Genomic DNA, 19,878 nt, shown 5'->3' on the forward strand with positions numbered 1-19,878 from the left:
CACTCCTTTCGAATCGGTCTTAACCGCGCGCGGCGGCGATCTTGATCAGCTTGGCGTAGTAGAACCCGTCGTGGCCGCCCTCCTGGGCCAGCAACTGGCGGCCATGGGGCTGCTTCAGGCCGGCCTGGCTGGCGATGTCCAGCTCCCGGGCACCGGGGGTGCGGGTGAGGAAGGCCGCGATCACGTCGGTGTTCTCGGTCGGCAGCGTCGAACAGGTGGCGTACAGCAGGATGCCGCCGACATCGAGGGTCTGCCACAGCGCGTCGAGCAGTTCGCCCTGCAACGACGCCAGGGCAGCGATGTCGTCGGGTTGGCGGGTGAGCTTGATGTCCGGGTGGCGGCGGATCACCCCGGTGGCCGAGCACGGCGCGTCCAGCAGGATGCGCTGGAACGGCTTGCCGTCCCACCAGGCACCGGTGTCGCGGCCGTCGGCGGCGATCAGCTCGGCGTCCAGGCCCAGGCGCTCGAGGTTTTCCTTGACGCGCACCAGGCGCTTGGCTTCCAGGTCGACGGCCACCACGCCGGCCAGCTTCGGCTCGGCTTCGAGGATGTGGCACGTCTTGCCACCCGGCGCGCAGCAGGCGTCCAGTACCCGTTGGCTGGGTGCCAGGTCCAGCAGGTCGGCGGCCAGTTGGGCCGCTTCGTCCTGGACGCTGATCCAGCCCTCGGCAAAGCCCGGCAGCGCGCGGACATCACCTGGGGTCTCCAGGACGATGCCGTCGCGGCTGTACACGCACGGCGCGGCGGTAATGCCGGCCTCGCCCAGCAAGGCCAGGTAGGCATCGCGGGTGTGGTGCCGACGGTTGACCCGCAGGATCATCGGCGGATGGGCATTGTTGGCCGCGCAAATGGCTTCCCACTGCTGGGGCCAGAACGCCTTCAGGGACTTTTGCAACCAGCGCGGGTGGGCGGTGCGCACCACCGGGTCGTGTTCCAGCTCGGCCAGCAGGGCTTCGCCTTCGCGTTGGGCGCGGCGCAGCACGGCGTTGAGCAGGGCCTTGGCCCAGGGTTTTTTCAGCTTGTCGGCGCAACCCACGGTTTCGCCGATGGCGGCGTGGGCGGGCACGCGGCTGTAGAGCAGTTGATACAACCCCACCAGCAACAGCGCCTCGACGTCCGCGTCGGCGCCCTTGAACGGTTTCTGCAACAGCTTGGCCGCCAGGGCCGACAGCCGTGGTTGCCAGCGGGCGGTGCCGAAGGCCAGGTCCTGGGTGAAGCCGCGATCACGTTCTTCGACCTTGTCCAACTGGGTCGGCAAGGCACTGTTGAGCGAGGCTTTCCCGCTGAGCACGGCGGCGAGCGCCTTGGCGGCGGCCAGACGCGGGTTCATGAGGCGTCCGCCGCTTGGCCCAGCAGGGTGCCGACGGCGAATTTCTCACGGCGGCTGTTGAACAGATCACTGAAGTTCAGCGCCTTGCCGCCGGGCAATTGCAGGCGCGTCAGGCACAGCGCCTGCTCGCCGCAGGCCACGACGAGGCCGTCCTTGCTGGCGCCGAGGATTTCACCGGGAGTGCCCTTCCCTGCGCAAAGGCTGGCCGTCAGCACTTTCAGGGCTTCACCGTTCAGGGTGCTGTGGCAGATTGGCCACGGGTTGAACGCGCGCACCAGGCGTTCCAGTTCTACCGCCGGACGAGCCCAGTCGAGGCGAGCCTCGTCCTTGTTCAGTTTGTGCGCGTAGGTGGCGAGGCTGTCATCCTGCACCTCGCTCGCCAACGTACCGGCGGCCAGGCCGGCAATGGCCTGGACCACGGCCGGCGGGCCGATGAGCGCGAGGCGATCGTGCAGACTGCCGCCGGTGTCTTCGGCGCTGATAGGGGTGCTGACCTTGAGCAGCATCGGCCCGGTGTCCAGGCCGGCTTCCATGCGCATCACGGTCACGCCACTTTCTGCGTCACCCGCTTCCACGGCGCGCTGGATCGGCGCCGCCCCGCGCCAGCGTGGCAGCAGCGAGGCGTGGCTGTTGATGCAACCCAGGCGCGGGATGTCCAGCACCACCTGGGGCAGGATCAGGCCGTAGGCGACCACCACCATCAGGTCCGGCTTCAGCGCGGCCAATTCGGCCTGGGCTTGTGCGTCCCGCAGGGTCGGCGGCTGCAAAACCTGGATGCCGTTCTCCACGGCCAGTTGCTTGACCGGGCTGGGCATCAGTTTTTGACCGCGACCGGCCGGGCGATCGGGCTGGGTGTAGACCGCGACGATTTCATGCGGGCTGGCCAGCAGGGCCTTGAGGTGTTCGGCGGCAAATTCGGGGGTGCCGGCAAAGACGATGCGCAGTGGCTCAGTCATGGGAGGCTCTCAGTTACACAGCAGTCGCATAAAGAAAAAGGCTTGCCGTGGCAAGCCTTTGAAGGAGGGCATCAAGCATTCTGGCGATGAAGTTTTTCCAGTTTTTTCTTGATCCGGTCACGCTTGAGGGTCGACAGGTAGTCGACGAACAACTTGCCGTTGAGGTGGTCACACTCGTGCTGGATGCACACCGCCAGCAAGCCTTCGGCGATCAGCTCGTAGGGTTGGCCGTCGCGGTCCAGGGCCTTGATCTTGACCTTCTGCGGGCGGTCGACGTTTTCGTAGAAGCCCGGCACCGAGAGGCAGCCTTCCTGGTATTGCTCCATCTCGTCGGTGAGGGTCTCGAACTCGGGGTTGATGAACACCCGTGGCTCGCTACGGTCTTCGGAGAGGTCCATCACGACGATACGTTTGTGCACGTTGACCTGGGTCGCGGCGAGGCCGATGCCTGGCGCCTCATACATTGTTTCAAACATGTCATCGACCAACTGACGCACTTCGTCGTCCACTACGGCCACCGGTTTGGCGATAGTGCGCAGGCGCGGGTCCGGGAATTCGAGAATGTTCAAAATGGCCATAAGCTTGATAAATGCACGTATGAGGTAAAGTCGGGTGGCTGGCCTGGCGTGTCTTGGGATGCAGGCTACCGTTGTAAAACGTTGTTCCGAGGCGCTGCCGCTTGAAGCAGGGCGCCTGACGGAGCGAGCCACGGGGGCTCTGGCGTTTTACGCGAACGCACATAATAAAGGGATTCACCGCATGAGGAAATCACTACTCGCCCTGCTGCTCCTGGCCTCGGCCGGTATCGCGCACGGGCAAGTGCAACTTCGGGAAGGTTTTCCCCAGCAATACACAGTGGTGACGGGGGACACGCTGTGGGACATTTCCGGCAAATACCTGCGCGAACCCTGGAAATGGCCAGAACTCTGGCAGGCCAACCCCCAGGTCGAAAACCCCAACCTGATCTATCCCGGTGACACCCTGTCGCTGGTCTATGTCGACGGCCAGCCCCGGCTGACCCTCAACCGCGGCGCTTCGCGGGGCACCATCAAGTTGTCGCCGCGGGTGCGCAGCTCGCCGGTGGCCGATGCCATCCCGAGCATTCCCCTGCAAGCTATCAACAGTTTCCTGCTGAGCAATCGCATCGTCGATCGGCTCGAGGACTTCGACAAGGCCCCCTACATCGTCGCCGGCAATGCCGAGCGGGTTCTGAGCGGCGCGGGTGACCGGGTCTTCGCCCGTGGCACTTTCGACCCGAACGAGACCGCGTACGGCATCTTCCGCCAGGGCAAGGTCTACACCGACCCCGAGACCAAGGAGTTTCTGGGCATCAACGCCGATGACATCGGTGGCGGCGAGGTGGTGGCCAGCGAAGGCGCCGTCACCACCCTGGTGCTGCAACGCACCACCCAGGAAGTGCGCCTGGGGGATCGCCTGTTCAGCGGCGAGGGCCGCTCGATCAACTCGACCTTCATGCCCAGTGCGCCTGAATCTGCCATCAACGGTGTCATTCTCGATGTACCCCGGGGCGTCACCCAGATTGGCGCGCTGGATGTAGTGACCTTGAACAAGGGACGCCGCGACGGACTCGTCGAGGGCAATGTGCTGGCGGTGATGAAGACCGGCGAAACCGTGCGCGATCGCATCACTGGCCAACCGGTCAAGATCCCGGATGAGCGAGCTGGACTGCTGATGGTGTTCCGCACCTACGACAAGCTCAGTTATGGCCTGGTGCTGTACGCCTCGCGTTCGTTGGCGGTACTCGACAAGGTCCGTAATCCATAACGTCTCTCACAAGTTACCAACAGAGTTATCCACAGCTTGTTCCCGTTTACGCGGGGCTTATTACGATCAAGGATGATCCGATGTCATTGCCTGAATCTGCTCCGGTTTCCCCGGCGGAACTGGAGGCCCGGCTGCGCCTGCACCGCTTGCCGGAGCTGGGACCCAAACGTTTCATGACCTTGCTGCACGCCTTTGGCTCGGCGTCCAAAGCCCTCAGCGCGCCGGCCAGTGCCTGGCGTGCATTGGGCTTGCCCGTGGCGTGTGCCGAGGCTCGGCGCAACCCCCAGGTGCGTGACGGCGCCGCCCACGCATTGGCCTGGCTAGAGCGTCCGGGCCAGCATTTACGGATGTGGGACCAGGCCGACTACCCGGCCCTGCTGGCGCAGATCAGCGACCCACCGCCGTTGCTGTTCGTCGCCGGCGACGCCTCGATCCTGGAAAAACCCCAGTTGGCGATGGTCGGCAGCCGCCGGGCTTCGCGACCGGGAATGGACACGGCCGCGGCATTTTCCCGAAGCCTGGCCGGGGCCGGTTTTGTCATCACCAGTGGCCTGGCCCTGGGCATCGACGCGGCGGCGCACCAGGCCGCGCTGGAGGTGGGCGGGTGCACCGTTGGCGTGCTGGGCACCGGGCTGGAAAATTTTTATCCACAGCGCAATCGGCGCCTGGCGGACGCGATGATTGCCCAGGGCAGCGCGGTGCTCTCGGAGTTTGCGTTGGACGCCCCACCCCACGCCAGCCACTTTCCGCGGCGCAACCGGATCATCAGCGGTTTGTCCCTGGGTGTGCTGGTGGTCGAGGCCAGTGTTGCCAGTGGCTCGCTGATCACCGCGCGCCTGGCGGCGGAGCAGGGGCGCGAGGTCTATGCGATTCCCGGCTCCATCCATCACCCCGGTGCTCGTGGCTGCCATCAACTGATCCGTGACGGTGCGGCGTTGGTCGAGACCGTCGAGCACATCCTCGAGGCGTTGCGCGGTTGGCAGCGCTTGCCCCTGGCGGCGGAGCCCACGCCGGTCATCCATCCGCTGCTGCGCTTGCTCCATGCCGCGCCACTGAGCAGCGAGGCGTTGGCCGATGCCAGTGGCTGGGGCCTGCCCAGGGTATTAGCGGCGCTGACCGAGCTGGAAATGGAGGGGCGTGCCATCTGCGACGGCGGACGCTGGTTTGCCCGCTAGGTTTTATGAGCAAGATGGGTAAACTGCGCACAGCCTTATCTTGTGTTGCGGAGAATCGTTCATGGTCAACAGTTGGCGTGTGCAACAAGCCGCGCGAGAAATTCGCGCCGGGGCGGTGATTGCCTATCCAACCGAAGCGGTCTGGGGCCTGGGGTGCGACCCGTGGAACGAGGAAGCGGTGGAGCGCCTGCTGGCGATCAAGTCGCGGCTGCCCGACAAGGGCCTGATACTGGTGGCGGACAACATCCACCAGTTCGACTTTCTGTTCGAAGACTTCCCCGAAGCGTGGATCGATCGCATGGCCAGCACCTGGCCAGGGCCCAATACCTGGCTGGTGCCGCACCAGAACCTGCTGCCGGAATGGATCACCGGCGTGCATGACACCGTTGCCCTGCGGGTCAGCGACCACCCCACCGTGCGCGACTTGTGTTCCCTGGTCGGACCGCTGGTGTCCACCTCGGCCAACCCCCAGGGCCGTCCGGCGGCGCGCACGCGGATTCGCGTCGAGCAGTATTTCCGCGGACAGGTCGACCTGGTGCTGGGCGGCAACCTTGGCGGACGCAAGAACCCCAGCGTGATCCGCGACCTGGCGACCGGCAAGGTCGTGCGCCCGGACTAGGTCTTTGTGGTGAGGGAGCCCTCTGTGGCGAGGGGATTTATCCCCGTTGGGCTGCGAAGCAGCCCTGAAGCAGCAAACTCAATCTTCCTGGCACACCGAGTTGCCTTTTTGGGAGCTGCTTCGCAGCCCAGGGGGATAAATCCCCTCGCCACAAAAGCTGTTGGCTTATGGCAACAGGATGGTCGACCCAGTGGTGCGGCGCGCCGACAGTTCCGCCTGGGCCTTGGCCGCTTCTGCCAGCGGGTAACGCTGGTTGATGTCCACCGTGAGCTTGCCGCTGCTGATCATGCCGAACAGCTCGTCGGCCATGCGTTGCAGGTTTTCGGCGTTGTTGGCGTAGGTCGCCAGGGTCGGGCGGGTGACGTACAGCGAACCCTTGGCCGAGAGGATCCCCAGGTTCACGCCATCCACCGCCCCGGAGGCATTGCCGAAGCTGACCAGCAGGCCGCGAGGCGCCACGCAGTCGAGGGACGTGAGCCAGGTGTCCTTGCCGACGCCGTCGTACACCACGGGGACCTTCTTGCCGTCAGTCAATTCCAGTACGCGCTGTGCGACGTTTTCCTTGCTGTAGTCGATGGTTTCCCAGGCACCGTGGGCTTTGGCGACGGCGGCTTTCTCGGCGGAACTGACCGTGCCGATCAGCTTCACGCCCAGGGCCTTGGCCCATTGGCAGGCCAAAGAGCCCACGCCGCCGGCGGCCGCGTGGAACAGGATGGTTTCGCCGCCCTTGAGTTCATAGGTCTGGCGCAACAGGTACTGCACGGTGAGGCCCTTGAGCATCACCCCGGCCGCCTGTTCGAAACTGATGGACGCCGGCAGGTGCACCAGGTTGGCTTCGGGCAGTACGTGCACATCGCTGTAGGCGCCCAGCGGACCGCTGCCGTAGGCCACCCGGTCACCGACCTTGAACCGTGTGACGCCCGTGCCGACCGCCTCGACCACGCCGGCCCCTTCGGCGCCCAGGCCCGAAGGCAGTGCCGGCGGCGGGTACAGGCCGCTGCGGTAGTAGGTGTCGATGAAATTCAAACCGATCGCCTTGTTGCTGACGCGCACCTGCTGCGGGCCCGGCTCGGCGGGCTCATAGTCCAGGTACTCAAGCACTTCGGGGCCGCCGTGGGAACGGAACTGGATACGTTTGGCCATCTTCACTCTCTCCTTGTCGCGGGACTTTTTACCAAGCCTGCTATCGGACTCCTAAGCTTGACCTTCGTCAACTGTGGCGTGGGCAAGCGCGGTGGTATCCTGTGCGCCCTTTTTGCCGCCGGCTCGTTACGCCCCGTAGCGTAACCCTGATCAAGGTGATGTCATGTCCACTCGCACCGAGGCCGTGAAAGCCTACCTGCTCGACCTGCAAGACCGTATCTGCGCCGCCTTGGAAACCGAGGACGGTGGCACTCGCTTCGTCGAAGACGCCTGGTCCCGGCCTGCCGGTGGCGGTGGGCGCACCCGGGTGCTCGAAAATGGCACGGTGATCGAAAAGGGCGGCGTCAACTTTTCCCACGTCTTTGGCAGCGGTCTCCCACCGTCGGCCAGCGCCCATCGGCCGGAACTGGCCGGGCGCGGTTTCGAGGCCCTGGGCGTGTCGCTGGTGATCCATCCGCACAATCCCCATGTGCCGACGTCCCACGCCAACGTGCGCTTTTTCATCGCGGAAAAGGAAGGCGAAGAGCCGGTCTGGTGGTTCGGCGGCGGCTTCGACCTGACGCCCTACTACGGCGTGGAAGAAGACTGTGTGCACTGGCACCGCATCGCCGAGCAAGCCTGCGCGCCGTTTGGCCCGGAGGTGTATCCGCGCTACAAGGCCTGGTGCGACAGCTATTTCCACCTCAAGCACCGCAACGAACCACGGGGCATCGGCGGCCTGTTCTTCGATGACCTGAACGCCTGGGATTTCGACACCAGCTTCGCCTTCATGCGCGCCATCGGCGACGCTTACATCGACGCCTACCTGCCGATCATGCGGCGGCGCAAGCATGACGCCTTCACCGCCAAGCAGCGCGAGTTCCAGGAGTATCGCCGTGGGCGCTACGTGGAATTCAACCTGGTCTATGACCGCGGCACCTTGTTCGGGCTGCAATCGGGCGGACGTACCGAGTCGATCCTGATGTCCTTGCCACCGCAAGTGCGCTGGGGCTACGACTGGAAAGCGGAGCCGGGCAGCGAAGAAGCCCGATTGACCGAATACTTCCTGCAGGATCGCGATTGGCTGGCGACGGCCTGAACGAGGAGCGCTCATGGATCGCTACGTTGTAATGGGTAACCCGATCGGCCACAGCAAGTCGCCGCTGATCCACCGGTTGTTCGCCGAGCAGACCGGAGAGGCGTTGGAATACAGCACGCTGTTGGCGCCCCTGGAGGATTTTTCCGGGTGCGCGCGGGCATTCTTCCGCGAGGGCCGTGGCGCCAATGTCACCGTTCCGTTCAAGGAAGACGCCTTCCGCCTGGCCGACAGCCTGACCGAACGGGCGCAACGCGCCGGGGCCGTGAACACGTTGAGCAAGTTGGCCGATGGCCGCCTGTTGGGGGACAACACCGACGGTGCCGGGCTGGCGCGCGACCTGACCGTCAACGCGGGGTTCAGCCTTCAGGGCAAGCGCATCCTGCTGCTGGGCGCCGGCGGTGCGGTGCGCGGCGCCCTGGAGCCGTTGTTGGCGCAAGCGCCGGCCTCGGTGATCATCGCCAATCGCACGGTGGAGAAGGCCGAGCTGCTGGCCGAGCTGTTCGCCGACCTGGGCCCGGTGTCTGCCAGTGGCTTCGATTGGTTGCAAGAGCCGGTGGACCTGATCATCAACGCCACGTCGGCGAGCCTGTCAGGGGAGGTGCCGCCGATTGCCGCCAGCTTGATCGAGCCGGGCAAGACGTTGTGCTACGACATGATGTACGGCAAGGAGCCGACCTCGTTCTGCCGTTGGGCACGCGAGCACGGCGCGGTGGCGATGGATGGCTTGGGCATGCTGGCCGAACAGGCGGGTGAGGCCTTTTACCTGTGGCGCGGCGTGCGCCCGGACACCGCGCCGGTGCTGGCGGAGTTGCGCCGCCAGTTGGCGCTGTAGGGCGTTGTGGGAGCAGGCCTTGCTCCCACAACGCGAACCGCTCAATCCTCGAATTGAATCGGGCAGTGCTCCGCCCCCTCCAGCTTCTTCAGCTCTTCCACCACTTGGGGCCGGGCCCGGCGCAGGGTCAGGCTGCGGCCCTGGCTGCGCAGGCGCCGGGCCTCCTGGTGGAGCATTTCCACGCCGGAGTAATCGATGAAGTTGATTTGCTGGGCATCGATGACCACCTGTTGTGCCTGCAATCGCTGCAGCCGCACTTGCAGGAAATGACTGGCGCCGAAAAAGATCGAGCCGCCGACCCGCAGGACCTCCGCTTCCCCTTCGCAATAATGCTGCACTCGCGGTTGGGAGGTGCGCTTGAGGTAGAAAAACAGCGAGGCCAGCACGCCCGCGTAGATCGCGGTTTGCAGTTCCAATAGCAGCGTCGCCAGGCACGTCAGGCTCATGACCACGAATTCGGCGCGGCTCACCCGGTACAGCGCGCGGATAGCGCGGTGGTCCACCAGGCCCCAGGCGATCAGCAGAATGCTGCCGGCCATGGCCGGGATCGGAATGTGCGCGATCAGCGTTGCGCCGGCTACGGCGAACAGCGCCACCCACAGGGCCGAGAACACCCCGGCCAACGGCGAGCAGGCCCCGGCCTCATAGCTGAGACCGGAACGGGTAAAGGAACCGGCCGACAATGATCCGGAGAAAAAACCTCCAATGATGTTGGAAAGGCCCTGCGCCCTCACCTCCTGGTTCGCGTCGAGCAATTGCCCGGAACGAACCGACAACGAGCGGGCGATCGACAGGCTGGTCACCAGCCCAAGCATCCCCACCGCGACGGCGCCGGGCAGCAGGCGCAGGATCAGCTCCAGGTCCAATGGCAGCGGCGAGAGCGGCGGCAAGCGTCCGCTAAAGGCGCTGACCAGCGCCACATGCCCGAACATCGCGGGCCACAGCCAGACCACGAGGCTGCTGATGACCAGGGTTATCAACAGGCTCGGCCAACGCGGCAACGCCTTTTTCAGGGTTATCCCCAGGGCCAGCGTGGCCAAGCCCAGCAGCAAGGAGGGTTTATCCACAGCCCCGATGTGGCTGAGCAGCGCCAGCACGCCCTTCAGGGCCGTGGCTTCGTTCGGCAGGTCCAGGCCCAGCAGGTTCGGCAACTGGCCCAGGGCAATGACCACCGCCGCCCCCAACGTAAAGCCCAGCACCACCGAGTGCGAGACGAAATTCACCAGCGCCCCGAAACGCAACAACCCCAGCAACCACTGGAAAACACCCGCCAGCACGGTCAGCAGCAGGATCAAGGTGACGTAGTCCTGGCTGGCGGGCACGGCCAGTGGGCTGATGCTGGCGTACAGGACAATGGAGATCGCCGCCGTAGGACCGCAGATCAGATGCCAGGAGGAACCCCACAGGCAGGCAATCAGCACCGGCACGATCGCCGCGTACAAGCCATATTCGGGGGGCAAGCCGGCGATCAGGGCGTAGGCAATGGACTGGGGCAACGCGAGTATGGCGCCGCTCAGGCCGACGATCAGGTCCCGCCCGACGCTGGCGCGGGTCTGGCGGGGGAGCCAGCTCAGGAACGGAAAGAGTGAATGGCGCGTGGGCAATGCCATGGGGCCTCGAGGATGGGGTTTGGCGCAAGAGTAACAGGACAATGCACCGCTCTCTCTGTGGTGAAGATCATATCTGTGGCGAGGGGATTTATCCCCGCTGGGTTGCGAAGCGACCCCAAATCGGTTGGACACGATTTTCCTGACAACCGGGGGCTGCTCCGCAGCCCTGCGGGGATAAATCCCCTCGCCACAACAGCCGGCCTTACAGTTTGGCCTTCACCGCCGCCAACGCGTCCTTGTCATCCACGGTCTTCACGCCGTCCAGCCATTTATCCAACACGGCTGGGTTGGCCTTGATCCAGGCCTTGGCAGCGTCGGCGTTGCTGACCTTGTTGTTCACCACGTCGGCCATGATGCTGTTTTCCATCTCCTGGGTGAAACTCAGGTTGGTGAGCAGCTTGCCGACGTTCGGGCAGGCCTGTGCATAACCTTTGCGGGTCAGCGTATAGACGCTGCCGGTGTCGCCGAAGTACTTCTCGCCGCCCTTGAGGTAATGCATTTTCAATTGCACGTTCATCGGGTGCGGCGTCCAACCGAGGAAGGTCACGAACTTCTGTTTTTTCACGGCCCGGGAGACCTCCGCCAGCATCGCCTGTTCGCTGGACTCCACCAGCTTCCATTCGCCCATGCCGAAATCATTGGTCTTGATGATCTCTTTCAGGGACAGGTTCGCCGGCGCGCCGGAGCCGATGCCGTAGATCTTCTTGTCGAACTTGTCGGCGAATTTGTTCAGGTCGGCAAAGTCATGCACACCGGCCTCCCAGACGTAGTCCGGCACTGCCAGGGTGAACTCGGTCCCTTCCAGGTTCTTGGCCAACTGCGTGACATCGCCGGTGGCGACGAATTTGTCGTAGAAGCCCTGTTGCGCCGGCATCCAGTTACCGAGGAACACGTCGACCTGGCCATCCTTGAGGCCTCCGAACGTGATCGGCACCGCCAAGGTATCGACCTTGGCCTTGTAGCCCATGCCGTCCAGCAGGAAACCGGCGATGGCGTTGGTCGCCGCGATGTCGCTCCAGCCCGGATCGGCCATCTTCACGGTTTCGCAGCTTTGCTCGGCCCAGGCCGACACACTGCTCAATGCCAACAGCCCGGCGGTCAGTACTGTGGATAACTTTTGCATGTGCTTCCCCTTACGTTATTGGTGTTGGCAGGGTTGTGGATAACGGGCCTTGCGCTCCAGGTCATCGAGGTCGATGTGGTTACGCATGTACTGTTGGCTGGCGTCGACCAGTGGCTGGTGGTCCCAGCTCTTGAGTTTGCCCAGGGTCAGCGCCTGGGCGACAAACCGACGGCGCCGCTGGCTGGCGAGCACTTGTCGGTGAATGGCGGGGATGTCCCACTTGGCCCGGGCTTCGGCGAGAAAATCGGCGAACAGGCGCTGATGCTCCGGAGACTGGCTGAGATCCTCCAATTCTTTGGGGTCATTGTGGACATCGAACAGCAGGCACGGGTCGTCCTCGCTGTAGATGAATTTCCAGGGGCCACGGCGAATCATCATCAAGGGGCTCACGGTGCCTTCGGCCATGTATTCACCGAAGACTTCGTCATGCCCGCCCTGCCCTTGCAGGTGCGGCACCAGCGAGCGTCCGTCCAGCGGCAGCCCCGGTTCCAGCGTGCCACCGGCCAGTTCCACCAGGGTTGGCAGCAGGTCGGCGGTGGACACCGCTGCACTCACCCGTCCGCTGGCGAATTGCCCCGGCGCGCTGATCAACAGCGGCACCCGTGCGGCCATTTCGTACCAGTGCATTTTGTACCAGAGGCCCTTTTCACCGAGCATGTCGCCATGATCGCCGGAGAACACGATGATCGTGTCTTCCAGCAAACCGGTATCTTCCAGGGTCTGCAGGAGTTTTCCGACGTTGCTGTCAATGTAGCTGCACGCGCCGAAGTAGGCCCGGCGGGCGTCGCGAATCTTATCCACAGGCAGCGGCTTGCCCCACAGGTCATACACTTTGAGCAGGCGCTGGGAATGCGGGTCCAGCTCAGTCTGTGCCGGGGTGAGCGGTAACGGAATGTCGTTGTCGTCGTACAGGTCCCAGAACGCCTTGGGAATGGTGTACGGATCGTGGGGGTGGGTCATGGACACGGTCAGGCAGAACGGCTGGTCGCCGTCCTCGCGAATGTGATCGAACAGGTATTGCTGGGCCTTGAACACCACTTCTTCGTCGAAATCCAGCTGGTTGGTGCGTACGCAAGGGCCGGCCTGCAACACCGACGACATGTTGTGGTACCAGCTCGGCCGCACGTCGGGTTCATCCCAGTTCACGGCCCAGCCATAATCGGCCGGGTAGATGTCGCTGGTCAGGCGCTCTTCATAGCCGTGCAGCTGGTCTGGCCCGCAAAAGTGCATCTTGCCGGACAACGCCGTGCGGTAGCCGAGGCGGCGCAGGTAATGGGCGTAGGTGGGGATGTCCGCCGGGAAATCCGCGGCGTTGTCGTAGGCGCCGATCTTGCTGGGCAACTGGCCGCTCACCAGGGTGAAACGCGACGGCGCGCAGAGCGGGCTGTTGCAATACGCCGCGTCGAACACCACACCTTCGGCGGCCAGGCGCGACAGGTTGGGCAGTTTGATCGGCGAAGGACCGTAGATCGGCAACATTGGCGCGGCCATCTGATCGGCCATGATGAAAAGAATGTTCTTGCGCTTCATGTATTCGCGGCATTCCATAGTGAGCAGTTATGCGACATTGCTGCGATTGAGCATGTAGCCCCCGGGTTTTGGGGTAAAGCCCATGTAGGATAATGACTAGGATAAGCACAGCTTATGTATGACGCCTTGGGTGACCTGTCCCTGGAGTTGTTCCGTGCCTTCGAAGCGGCCGCCCGCCAGCAGAGCTTCACGGCAGCGGCGATTGAACTGGGCACCACGCAGCCAGCCATCAGCCAACAGATCAAGCGCCTGGAAGAACAATTGGGCACACGGCTGTTCGATCGCATTTACCGCGGCATCGAGCTGACGGAGGCCGGCTCGATCCTGTTCGAGCAAGTCCAGGCCGGCTTGCAGAGCATCGACGCCGGGCTGAGTGCGATCACGGCGCAGCACCAGCACGAGGTGTTGCAGGTGGCCACAGACTTCGCTTTTGCGGCTTATTGGCTGATGCCGCGATTGCATCGGTTTCACGCCGCGAACCCGCAGATCGACGTCAGCCTGGTGACCGGCGAGCGCAACCACAACATGCTCCGCACGGACATTGACGTTGCCGTATTGTTCGGCGACGGTCGCTTCAAACAAGGCGAAAGTCGCTGGCTGTTCAGCGAAGAAGTCTTTCCGGTGTGCAGTCCGCTGCTGCTCAAGGCGCGGCCCCTGCCCTTGCCCGCACCTGCCTTGGCGGAGTTCCCATTGCTGCACTTGCGCGCAGGCAACGGCAGCAACTGGTTTGACTGGAACGGGGTGTTTCGCGAGCTGGGCATCACCTCGCCCCCGGCCCCCGGACAGTTGCGCTTCGACAACTACACGCTGTTGATCCAGGCGGCGATCGGCGGCCAGGGCGTCGCCATTGGCTGGCGGCACCTTGTGGATAACTTATTGGCCCAAGGCCTGCTGTGCCGGCCCATTGCCGAGACCGTGCTGTCGCGGTTGGGGTATTACGTGGTCTTGCCCCAGCGCAAACGGCGTGGGGCATTGATCAGGCTGTTCGTGGACTGGTTGATGGAAGAGCAGGCCAACAGCGCCGAATCACTGACCGGGCTGCCCCTGCCCTCCATTGCCGTTTGAACGCGCGGCGCCTTCAGTGGGCGGCGATGAAACTCACGTGCTGGCCCACGTGCAGGTTCAGGCGCAGCTCGTCGGCGATCCCGACCGCCACCCGGTTCAACCGCTCCAGGGCGTCCGCCAGGCCCGGTTCCAGGCTGGTGCTGACCTGGCTGAAGTGTTCGATGCCCAGGCCCGGCGCGGCGTAGGGCGAGTTGATCAGCGTCCACTGCAAGGTGCTGTTCTGCAGGGCGTCGAGCACTTCTTCGGCGGCGTGGCGTTGCAGGTCGTCGTCGCCCTGCTCCTCGTCGAGCACGGCGAAATCACCCACCAGGAACAGCCGCGGAATGTTCACCGCTTCCATCCCGGCAATCAGTGCGTCCACCGCCAGTACTTGTTCCACGGGGCCTGGAATCAGGTTGCGCTCCACCTGCTCGCTGTTCATCGGCAACCCTGGCGCGTTCAGCAGGCAGATGACGGCGCTGGCACCGGCTACGCTTTGCTTGACCCGCTCGGGATCGAACAGATCACCGGGCTTGGTCCGCAGGCCCGGCCGTGGCGCCAGGGCGGTGAGGTCGTCGAGGATGGCGATCACTTCATGCTGGCGGCGCAGCATTTCAGCCATCAATGCACTGCCGAGGCTGCTCATGGCACCATAAAGCACCACTTTGATCACCGGGGTTTCTGCATTTTTCATGGCTTTGTTCCTTTTTTGTCCCACGTGTAAGGCCTCTGACCCGCGACAAACGGCTGGGGTTCGGCCTCTTTTCGAGGAGTGACAGATGCAACGCATCAAGGGCTACCACGCCCACGTGTATTTCGACGCCAGCACCCTCGACCAGGCGCGGGCGCTGTGCGAGGAAGCGGCACAGTTGTTCCCGCTGAAAATGGGCCGCATGCATCAGCGCCCGGTTGGTCCGCATCCGGACTGGAGCTGCCAGTTGTCGTTCGACCCGCAGTACATCGGAGTGGTCTTGCCGTGGCTGGCGCTCTACCGCAAAGGCCTGGTGATTTTCCTGCACCCCAATACGGGCGATGAACTGGCCGATCACACCGACCATGCGATCTGGATGGGCACCATGCGGCCGTTGGATCTGTCGGGCTTCTAGCCCCACTGCGATCTGTGTGGCGAGGGAGCTTGCTCCCGCGGGGCCATGCAGTAGTCCCAAACCGGACCGCTGCGCGACCCAGCGGGAGCAAGCTCCCTCGCCGCAAAGATGTGCTAACGCTTCCTCTTCCGAACTCGACATCCGGTTGTTGCGCGAAAGCTGGCTGAAAGCTTGCGCGATTAGGATCGCCTCACTACCGGCAAAAGACCGGTGGCCAACAACGGCTTTCGCCGCGGTCCTGGCCCCTCTACAACAACAATGGTGATTCTGATGTCCGCAACTACCTGTCCCGTCGCGCCCACTCCATCCGTTCGTCCCGAGCCCCGCATCCTGCGCTGACCTGTCCGGTTCGCCCTTGCCCGCCGCGCCACGCCTGGAGTATTTCCTATGCTGACTTTCCTTGGCTTCGCCATGGTCATCACGTTCATGTTCCTGATCATGACCAAGCGCCTGTCCGCGCTGATCGCCCTGATCATCATCCCGATCCTGTTCGCGCTGTTCGGTGGTTTCGCCCCGAAAATCGGCCCGATGATGCTCGAAGGCATCACCAAGCTTGCCCCGACCGGGGTGATGCTGATGTTCGCCATTCTCTATTTTGCCCTGATGATCGACTCCGGCCTGTTCGACCCGGCCGTGCGCAAGATCCTCAAGCTGGTCAAGGGCGACCCGTTGAAAGTTTCGGTCGGCACCGCCGTTCTGGCGCTCGTCGTTTCCCTCGATGGAGACGGCGCGACCACTTACATGATCTGCGTGGCGGCGATGCTGCCGCTGTACAGCCGCATCGGCATGAGCCCACGGATCATGGCCGGCCTGATCATCCTCGCCGGCGGCGTGATGAACATGACGCCTTGGGGCGGCCCGACAGCCCGCGCCGCCAGTGCGCTGCATGTGGATCCGTCCGACATCTTCGTCCCGATGATTCCGGCGATGGCGTTCGGCGTGGTGGCGATCCTGTTGATTGCCTACATGTACGGCAAGCGTGAACGTGCGCGCCTGGGTGAACTGCACCTGGCCGGCGATGAAATCGACCACAGCGAAATCAGCGTTTCCCAGTTCCCGGATGCCCGTCGTCCGAAACTGATCTGGTTCAACGGCGCGCTGACCCTGGGCCTGATGTGCACCCTGATCGCCGGCCTGTTGCCGCTGCCGGTGCTGTTCATGGTGGCTTTCAGTATCGCGATGATCGTCAACTACCCTTGCCTGCAACAGCAGAAAGACCGCGTTGCAGCGCACGCCGGCAGCGTATTGGCGGTGGTCGGGCTGATTTTCGCGGCCGGTATCTTTACCGGCATCCTATCCGGCACCGGCATGGTCGATGCCATGTCCAAGAGCCTGCTGGCAGTGATCCCGGACTTCCTCGGCCCGTACCTGGCCGTGATTACCGCCCTGGCGAGCATGCCGTTCACGTTCTTCATGTCGAACGATGCATTTTATTACGGGGTGTTACCGGTTCTCGCCGAAGCCGCCAGTCACTACGGCATCACCGCCGTGGAAATGGCCCGTGCCTCGATCGTTGGCCAGCCCGTCCACCTGTTGAGCCCGCTGGTTCCATCCACCTACCTGTTGGTGGCCCTGGCCGGCATCGAATTCGGTGATCACCAGCGCTTCACCCTGAAGTGGGCAGTGCTGGTTTGCCTGTGCATAATGGTTGCCGCCTTGCTGATGGGGATCTTTCCGCTGTTCAGCACTCTATAAAAGCAATGCCCCCTGCCCGGCGTCTCCAGGTCACTGGCGGCGCCGCGTGGCCTAACACACGCTAAAGGAACTCACATGGAATGGCTGACCAACCCGGAAATCTGGGTTGCCTTCTTTACCCTGACCGCCCTGGAAATTGTCCTGGGCATCGACAACATCATCATGATCTCGATCCTGGTCAGCCGCATGCCCAAGCACATGCAGGCGCGCACCCGGATCTTCGGCCTGGCGCTGGCCATGGTCACGCGGATCCTGTTGCTGCTGTCCATCACCTGGGTGATGCGCCTGACCGCCGATTTGTTCGAAGTGTTGGGCCAGGGCATCTCGGGTCGTGACCTGATCCTGTTCTTCGGTGGCCTGTTCCTGCTGTGGAAAAGCTCCCAGGAGATGTACCACGCGCTCGAAGGCGAGGACGAGAGCAACGACGAGCCCTCGGGCAAGGGCGGCAACTTCCTCTACACCATCATCCAGATCGCGATCATCGACATCGTCTTCTCCCTGGACTCGGTCATCACCGCTGTCGGCATGGTCTCCCATGTCCCGGTGATGGTGGCGGCAATCGTCGTTGCGGTCCTGGTAATGATGCTGGCCTCGGGCACCATCAGCACGTTCATCGACAAGCACCCGTCGCTGAAAATGCTGGCGCTGTCGTTCCTGCTGGTGGTGGGTACCGTGCTGATCGCCGAGTCGTTCGACGTCCACGTACCAAAAGGCTACGTGTACTTCGCCATGGCCTTCTCCCTGGCGGTGGAAGCCATCAACATCAAGATGCGCACGGCGATTGCCCGCAAGCGCAGCCAGCAGGACCCGGTAAAACTGCGCAAGGATATCCCGGGCCAGTAAAAGGACCGCGGCAATGAACGAAGGGGCTCTTGGAGCCCCTTTTTCATGCCGGTATGAAAGTGGCCTGGTGCATGACCTGTGGGAGCGGGCTTGCTCGCGAAGAGGCCAGAACAGTCAATCCTGTGTCGCCTGACAGAATGCATTCGCGAGCAAGCCCGCTCCCACAGGGATTGGGGTGTTTTCGAGGGTGCATTTTTTATGACAGTTTTGTTTCAATCGGTTCTTTAGCTGTGCAATGCTGGCGCTCGAACCGTTCGCCAACTACAGCTTAAGTACAACAACGAATCCATGTGGCATCGTCAATTTGTCCCTTTGGGACGCTAACAGGGGGCTTGTCATGCTGACCCTGCTGAATTTGCTCTCCGCGGTGGCCTTGCTGATCTGGGGCACGCACATCGTCCGTACCGGCATCCTGCGGGTCTATGGTTCGAACCTGCGCCATGTCATCGGCCAGAACATGTCCCGGCGCTGGCTGGCGTTCCTGGCCGGCATCATGGTCACCGCGCTGGTGCAGAGCAGCAACGCCACGGCGATGCTCGTCACCTCCTTCGTCGGCCAGGGCCTGATGGCGCTGACCCCTGCCCTGGCCACCATGCTCGGCGCCGATGTCGGCACCGCGTTGATGGCGCGGGTGCTGACCCTGGACCTGTCCTGGCTGTCGCCGCTGCTGATTTTCCTCGGGGTGATCTTCTTCCTCTCGCGCAAGCAGACCCGCGCCGGGCAAATGGGCCGGGTGGGGATCGGCCTGGGGCTGATCATCCTCGCCCTGCAACTGATCGTCGAAGCCGCCGCACCCATCACCCACGCCCAGGGTGTGAAGGTGATCTTCGCGTCGTTGACCGGCGACATCCTGCTCGATGCGCTGGTCGGTGCCCTGTTCGCGATGGTCTCCTATTCCAGCCTGGCGGCCGTACTGCTGACCGCGACCCTGGCCGGCGCCGCGGTGATCAGCCTGCCGGTGGCCATCGGCCTGGTGATCGGCGCCAACATCGGCAGCGGCGTCCTGGCGTTCCTCAGCACCAGCATGCAGAACACCGCCGGGCGCCAGGTGGCGTTGGGCAGCCTGCTGTACAAGCTGATCGGCCTGCTGCTGATCATCCCGGTCCTCGACCCATTGGTGGGGTGGCTGGACAGCCTGGACTTCAGTCCCCAGGAAACGGTGATCGGCTTTCACCTGCTCTACAACACCGTGCGCTGCCTGGTGTTGCTGCCCAGCGTCGCGCCGATGGCCAGGCTCTGCGCCTGGTTGCTGCCGGAGCGACCCGAGACCAACGGCACGGCCAAGCCCCGGCACCTGGACCTCACCGCCCTCACCACACCGAGCCTGGCCTTGGCGAATGCCGCCCGGGAAACCTTGCGTATCGGTGATTTGATCGAAGCCATGCTCGAAGCCATGCTGGACGTGCTGCATGGCCAGCAGACGGCGGTCACCCAGGACGTGCGGCGCATGGGGGATGACGTCGAGGTGCTGTGCGGCGCCATCAAGTTGTACCTGGCGCAGATGCCCCGCGAAGACCTCAGCGAACAGGACAGTCGCCGCTGGGCGGAAATCATCGAGCTGGCGATCAACCTGAAGCTGGCCAGTGACCTCATCGAGCGCATGCTGCGCAAGGTCCAGCAACAGAAAACCGCACAACGCCGCTCGTTCTCCGACGTGGGCCTGGAAGAGCTGGCCGGGCTGCACAGCCAGTTGATCGCCAACCTGCGGCTGGGTCTGTCGGTGTTCCTCAGTGCCGACCGGGAAAGCGCCCGCCAGTTGCTGCGTGAGAAGCGGCGCTTTCGGGCGCAGGAACGGCGAATGGCCCACGCCCACGTCAGCCGCCTGCAACGCAAGGTTTTGCAAAGCCTGGAGACCAGCGCCCTGCACCTGGAGCTGATTGCCGACATGAGGCGTCTGAATTCGCTGTTCTGCGGCAGCGCCTACGTGGTGCTGGAGACCGCTGAAATCGGTGCGCTGGCGGCCGATGAAATATCGGACATCACCCATTCGCCTTGAACATCTGGCGCAT

At 63.6% G+C, this 19,878-nt stretch carries 18 protein-coding genes; 10 read left to right on the forward strand and 8 right to left on the reverse strand.

All coding sequences use genetic code 11. From position 1 onward, the window contains the following. Positions 1 to 19: 19 nt before the first annotated feature. The 3 genes from rsmB to def form a co-directional block, all read right to left on the reverse strand. Entirely contained in the window at positions 20 to 1,330 is a 1,311-nt protein-coding gene (gene rsmB, locus KI241_RS00190) for a 16S rRNA (cytosine(967)-C(5))-methyltransferase RsmB (protein ID WP_212803211.1), read from the reverse strand. Then, the gene (gene fmt / locus KI241_RS00195; protein ID WP_042731213.1) at positions 1,327 to 2,286 is read right to left on the reverse strand and encodes a methionyl-tRNA formyltransferase; all 960 of its coding nucleotides are present in this window, start codon (positions 2,284 to 2,286) and stop codon (positions 1,327 to 1,329) included. The genes rsmB and fmt overlap by 4 nt, the downstream gene beginning before the upstream one ends. A gap of 71 nt (positions 2,287 to 2,357) precedes the next feature. Then, positions 2,358 to 2,864, reverse strand: a complete 507-nt coding sequence (gene def, locus KI241_RS00200; RefSeq protein ID WP_042731214.1) for a peptide deformylase — start codon at positions 2,862 to 2,864, stop codon at positions 2,358 to 2,360. Between the two features lie 181 nt (positions 2,865 to 3,045). Here def and KI241_RS00205 point away from each other — a divergent pair, with 181 nt between their 5' ends. From KI241_RS00205 to KI241_RS00215, 3 genes are all read left to right on the forward strand, one after another. Further along, a complete protein-coding gene (locus tag KI241_RS00205; RefSeq protein WP_212803212.1) occupies positions 3,046 to 4,071 on the forward strand; it encodes a LysM domain-containing protein in 1,026 nt (341 codons plus the stop codon). Positions 4,072 to 4,151: 80 nt separating this feature from the next. Beyond that, entirely contained in the window at positions 4,152 to 5,246 is a 1,095-nt protein-coding gene (dprA, locus tag KI241_RS00210) for a DNA-processing protein DprA (RefSeq protein WP_042731216.1), read from the forward strand. Between the two features lie 61 nt (positions 5,247 to 5,307). Continuing rightward, on the forward strand, positions 5,308 to 5,865 hold the full coding sequence (locus KI241_RS00215) for an L-threonylcarbamoyladenylate synthase (protein WP_042731217.1): 558 nt from the start codon (positions 5,308 to 5,310) through the stop codon (positions 5,863 to 5,865). Between the two features lie 165 nt (positions 5,866 to 6,030). Here the strand turns inward: KI241_RS00215 and KI241_RS00220 are convergent, their stop codons facing one another. Continuing rightward, positions 6,031 to 7,008: an NADPH:quinone reductase gene (locus KI241_RS00220; protein ID WP_042728915.1), complete on the reverse strand. Its 978-nt coding sequence runs from the start codon at positions 7,006 to 7,008 to the stop codon at positions 6,031 to 6,033. Between the two features lie 163 nt (positions 7,009 to 7,171). Between KI241_RS00220 and hemF the strand changes: the two genes are divergently transcribed. Next, positions 7,172 to 8,086, forward strand: a complete 915-nt coding sequence (gene hemF, locus KI241_RS00225; RefSeq protein ID WP_042728914.1) for an oxygen-dependent coproporphyrinogen oxidase — start codon at positions 7,172 to 7,174, stop codon at positions 8,084 to 8,086. A 13-nt stretch (positions 8,087 to 8,099) separates the two neighbouring features. Then, positions 8,100 to 8,918, forward strand: a complete 819-nt coding sequence (gene aroE, locus KI241_RS00230; protein ID WP_212803213.1) for a shikimate dehydrogenase — start codon at positions 8,100 to 8,102, stop codon at positions 8,916 to 8,918. Between the two features lie 41 nt (positions 8,919 to 8,959). Here the strand turns inward: aroE and KI241_RS00235 are convergent, their stop codons facing one another. From KI241_RS00235 to betC, 3 genes are all read right to left on the reverse strand, one after another. Next, positions 8,960 to 10,528, reverse strand: coding sequence for a SulP family inorganic anion transporter (locus KI241_RS00235; protein WP_053148207.1), 1,569 nt, complete (start codon positions 10,526 to 10,528; stop codon positions 8,960 to 8,962). 202 nt (positions 10,529 to 10,730) lie between these two features. Next, on the reverse strand, positions 10,731 to 11,651 hold the full coding sequence (gene choX, locus KI241_RS00240; protein WP_212803214.1) for a choline ABC transporter substrate-binding protein: 921 nt from the start codon (positions 11,649 to 11,651) through the stop codon (positions 10,731 to 10,733). A 15-nt stretch (positions 11,652 to 11,666) separates the two neighbouring features. Continuing rightward, entirely contained in the window at positions 11,667 to 13,181 is a 1,515-nt protein-coding gene (betC, locus tag KI241_RS00245; RefSeq protein ID WP_042728910.1) for a choline-sulfatase, read from the reverse strand. Between the two features lie 114 nt (positions 13,182 to 13,295). Between betC and KI241_RS00250 the strand changes: the two genes are divergently transcribed. Next, on the forward strand, positions 13,296 to 14,246 hold the full coding sequence (locus KI241_RS00250) for a LysR family transcriptional regulator (protein WP_042728909.1): 951 nt from the start codon (positions 13,296 to 13,298) through the stop codon (positions 14,244 to 14,246). 13 nt (positions 14,247 to 14,259) lie between these two features. On the opposite strand, the gene KI241_RS00255 is transcribed toward KI241_RS00250, so the two are convergent. Beyond that, on the reverse strand, positions 14,260 to 14,919 hold the full coding sequence (locus KI241_RS00255) for an NAD(P)H-binding protein (protein ID WP_042728908.1): 660 nt from the start codon (positions 14,917 to 14,919) through the stop codon (positions 14,260 to 14,262). 85 nt (positions 14,920 to 15,004) lie between these two features. On the opposite strand from KI241_RS00255, the gene KI241_RS00260 reads away from it, so the two are divergent. The 4 genes from KI241_RS00260 (at position 15,005) to KI241_RS00275 (ending at position 19,865) form a co-directional block, all read left to right on the forward strand. Next, positions 15,005 to 15,331, forward strand: coding sequence for a DOPA 4,5-dioxygenase family protein (locus KI241_RS00260; RefSeq protein WP_212803215.1), 327 nt, complete (start codon positions 15,005 to 15,007; stop codon positions 15,329 to 15,331). A 387-nt stretch (positions 15,332 to 15,718) separates the two neighbouring features. Continuing rightward, a complete protein-coding gene (locus tag KI241_RS00265; RefSeq protein ID WP_042728906.1) occupies positions 15,719 to 17,026 on the forward strand; it encodes a CitMHS family transporter in 1,308 nt (435 codons plus the stop codon). A gap of 75 nt (positions 17,027 to 17,101) precedes the next feature. After that, positions 17,102 to 17,869: a TerC family protein gene (locus KI241_RS00270; protein WP_047739346.1), complete on the forward strand. Its 768-nt coding sequence runs from the start codon at positions 17,102 to 17,104 to the stop codon at positions 17,867 to 17,869. A 337-nt stretch (positions 17,870 to 18,206) separates the two neighbouring features. Continuing rightward, positions 18,207 to 19,865 carry a Na/Pi cotransporter family protein gene (locus KI241_RS00275; protein ID WP_212803216.1) on the forward strand — a complete coding sequence of 553 codons (1,659 nt, stop codon included), beginning with the start codon at positions 18,207 to 18,209 and terminating at the stop codon, positions 19,863 to 19,865. The last annotated feature ends 13 nt before the right edge of the window (positions 19,866 to 19,878 follow it).

Source organism: Pseudomonas sp. Cab53, assembly GCF_018325965.1.
Classification (GTDB): Bacteria; Pseudomonadota; Gammaproteobacteria; order Pseudomonadales; family Pseudomonadaceae; genus Aquipseudomonas; species Aquipseudomonas chlororaphis_E.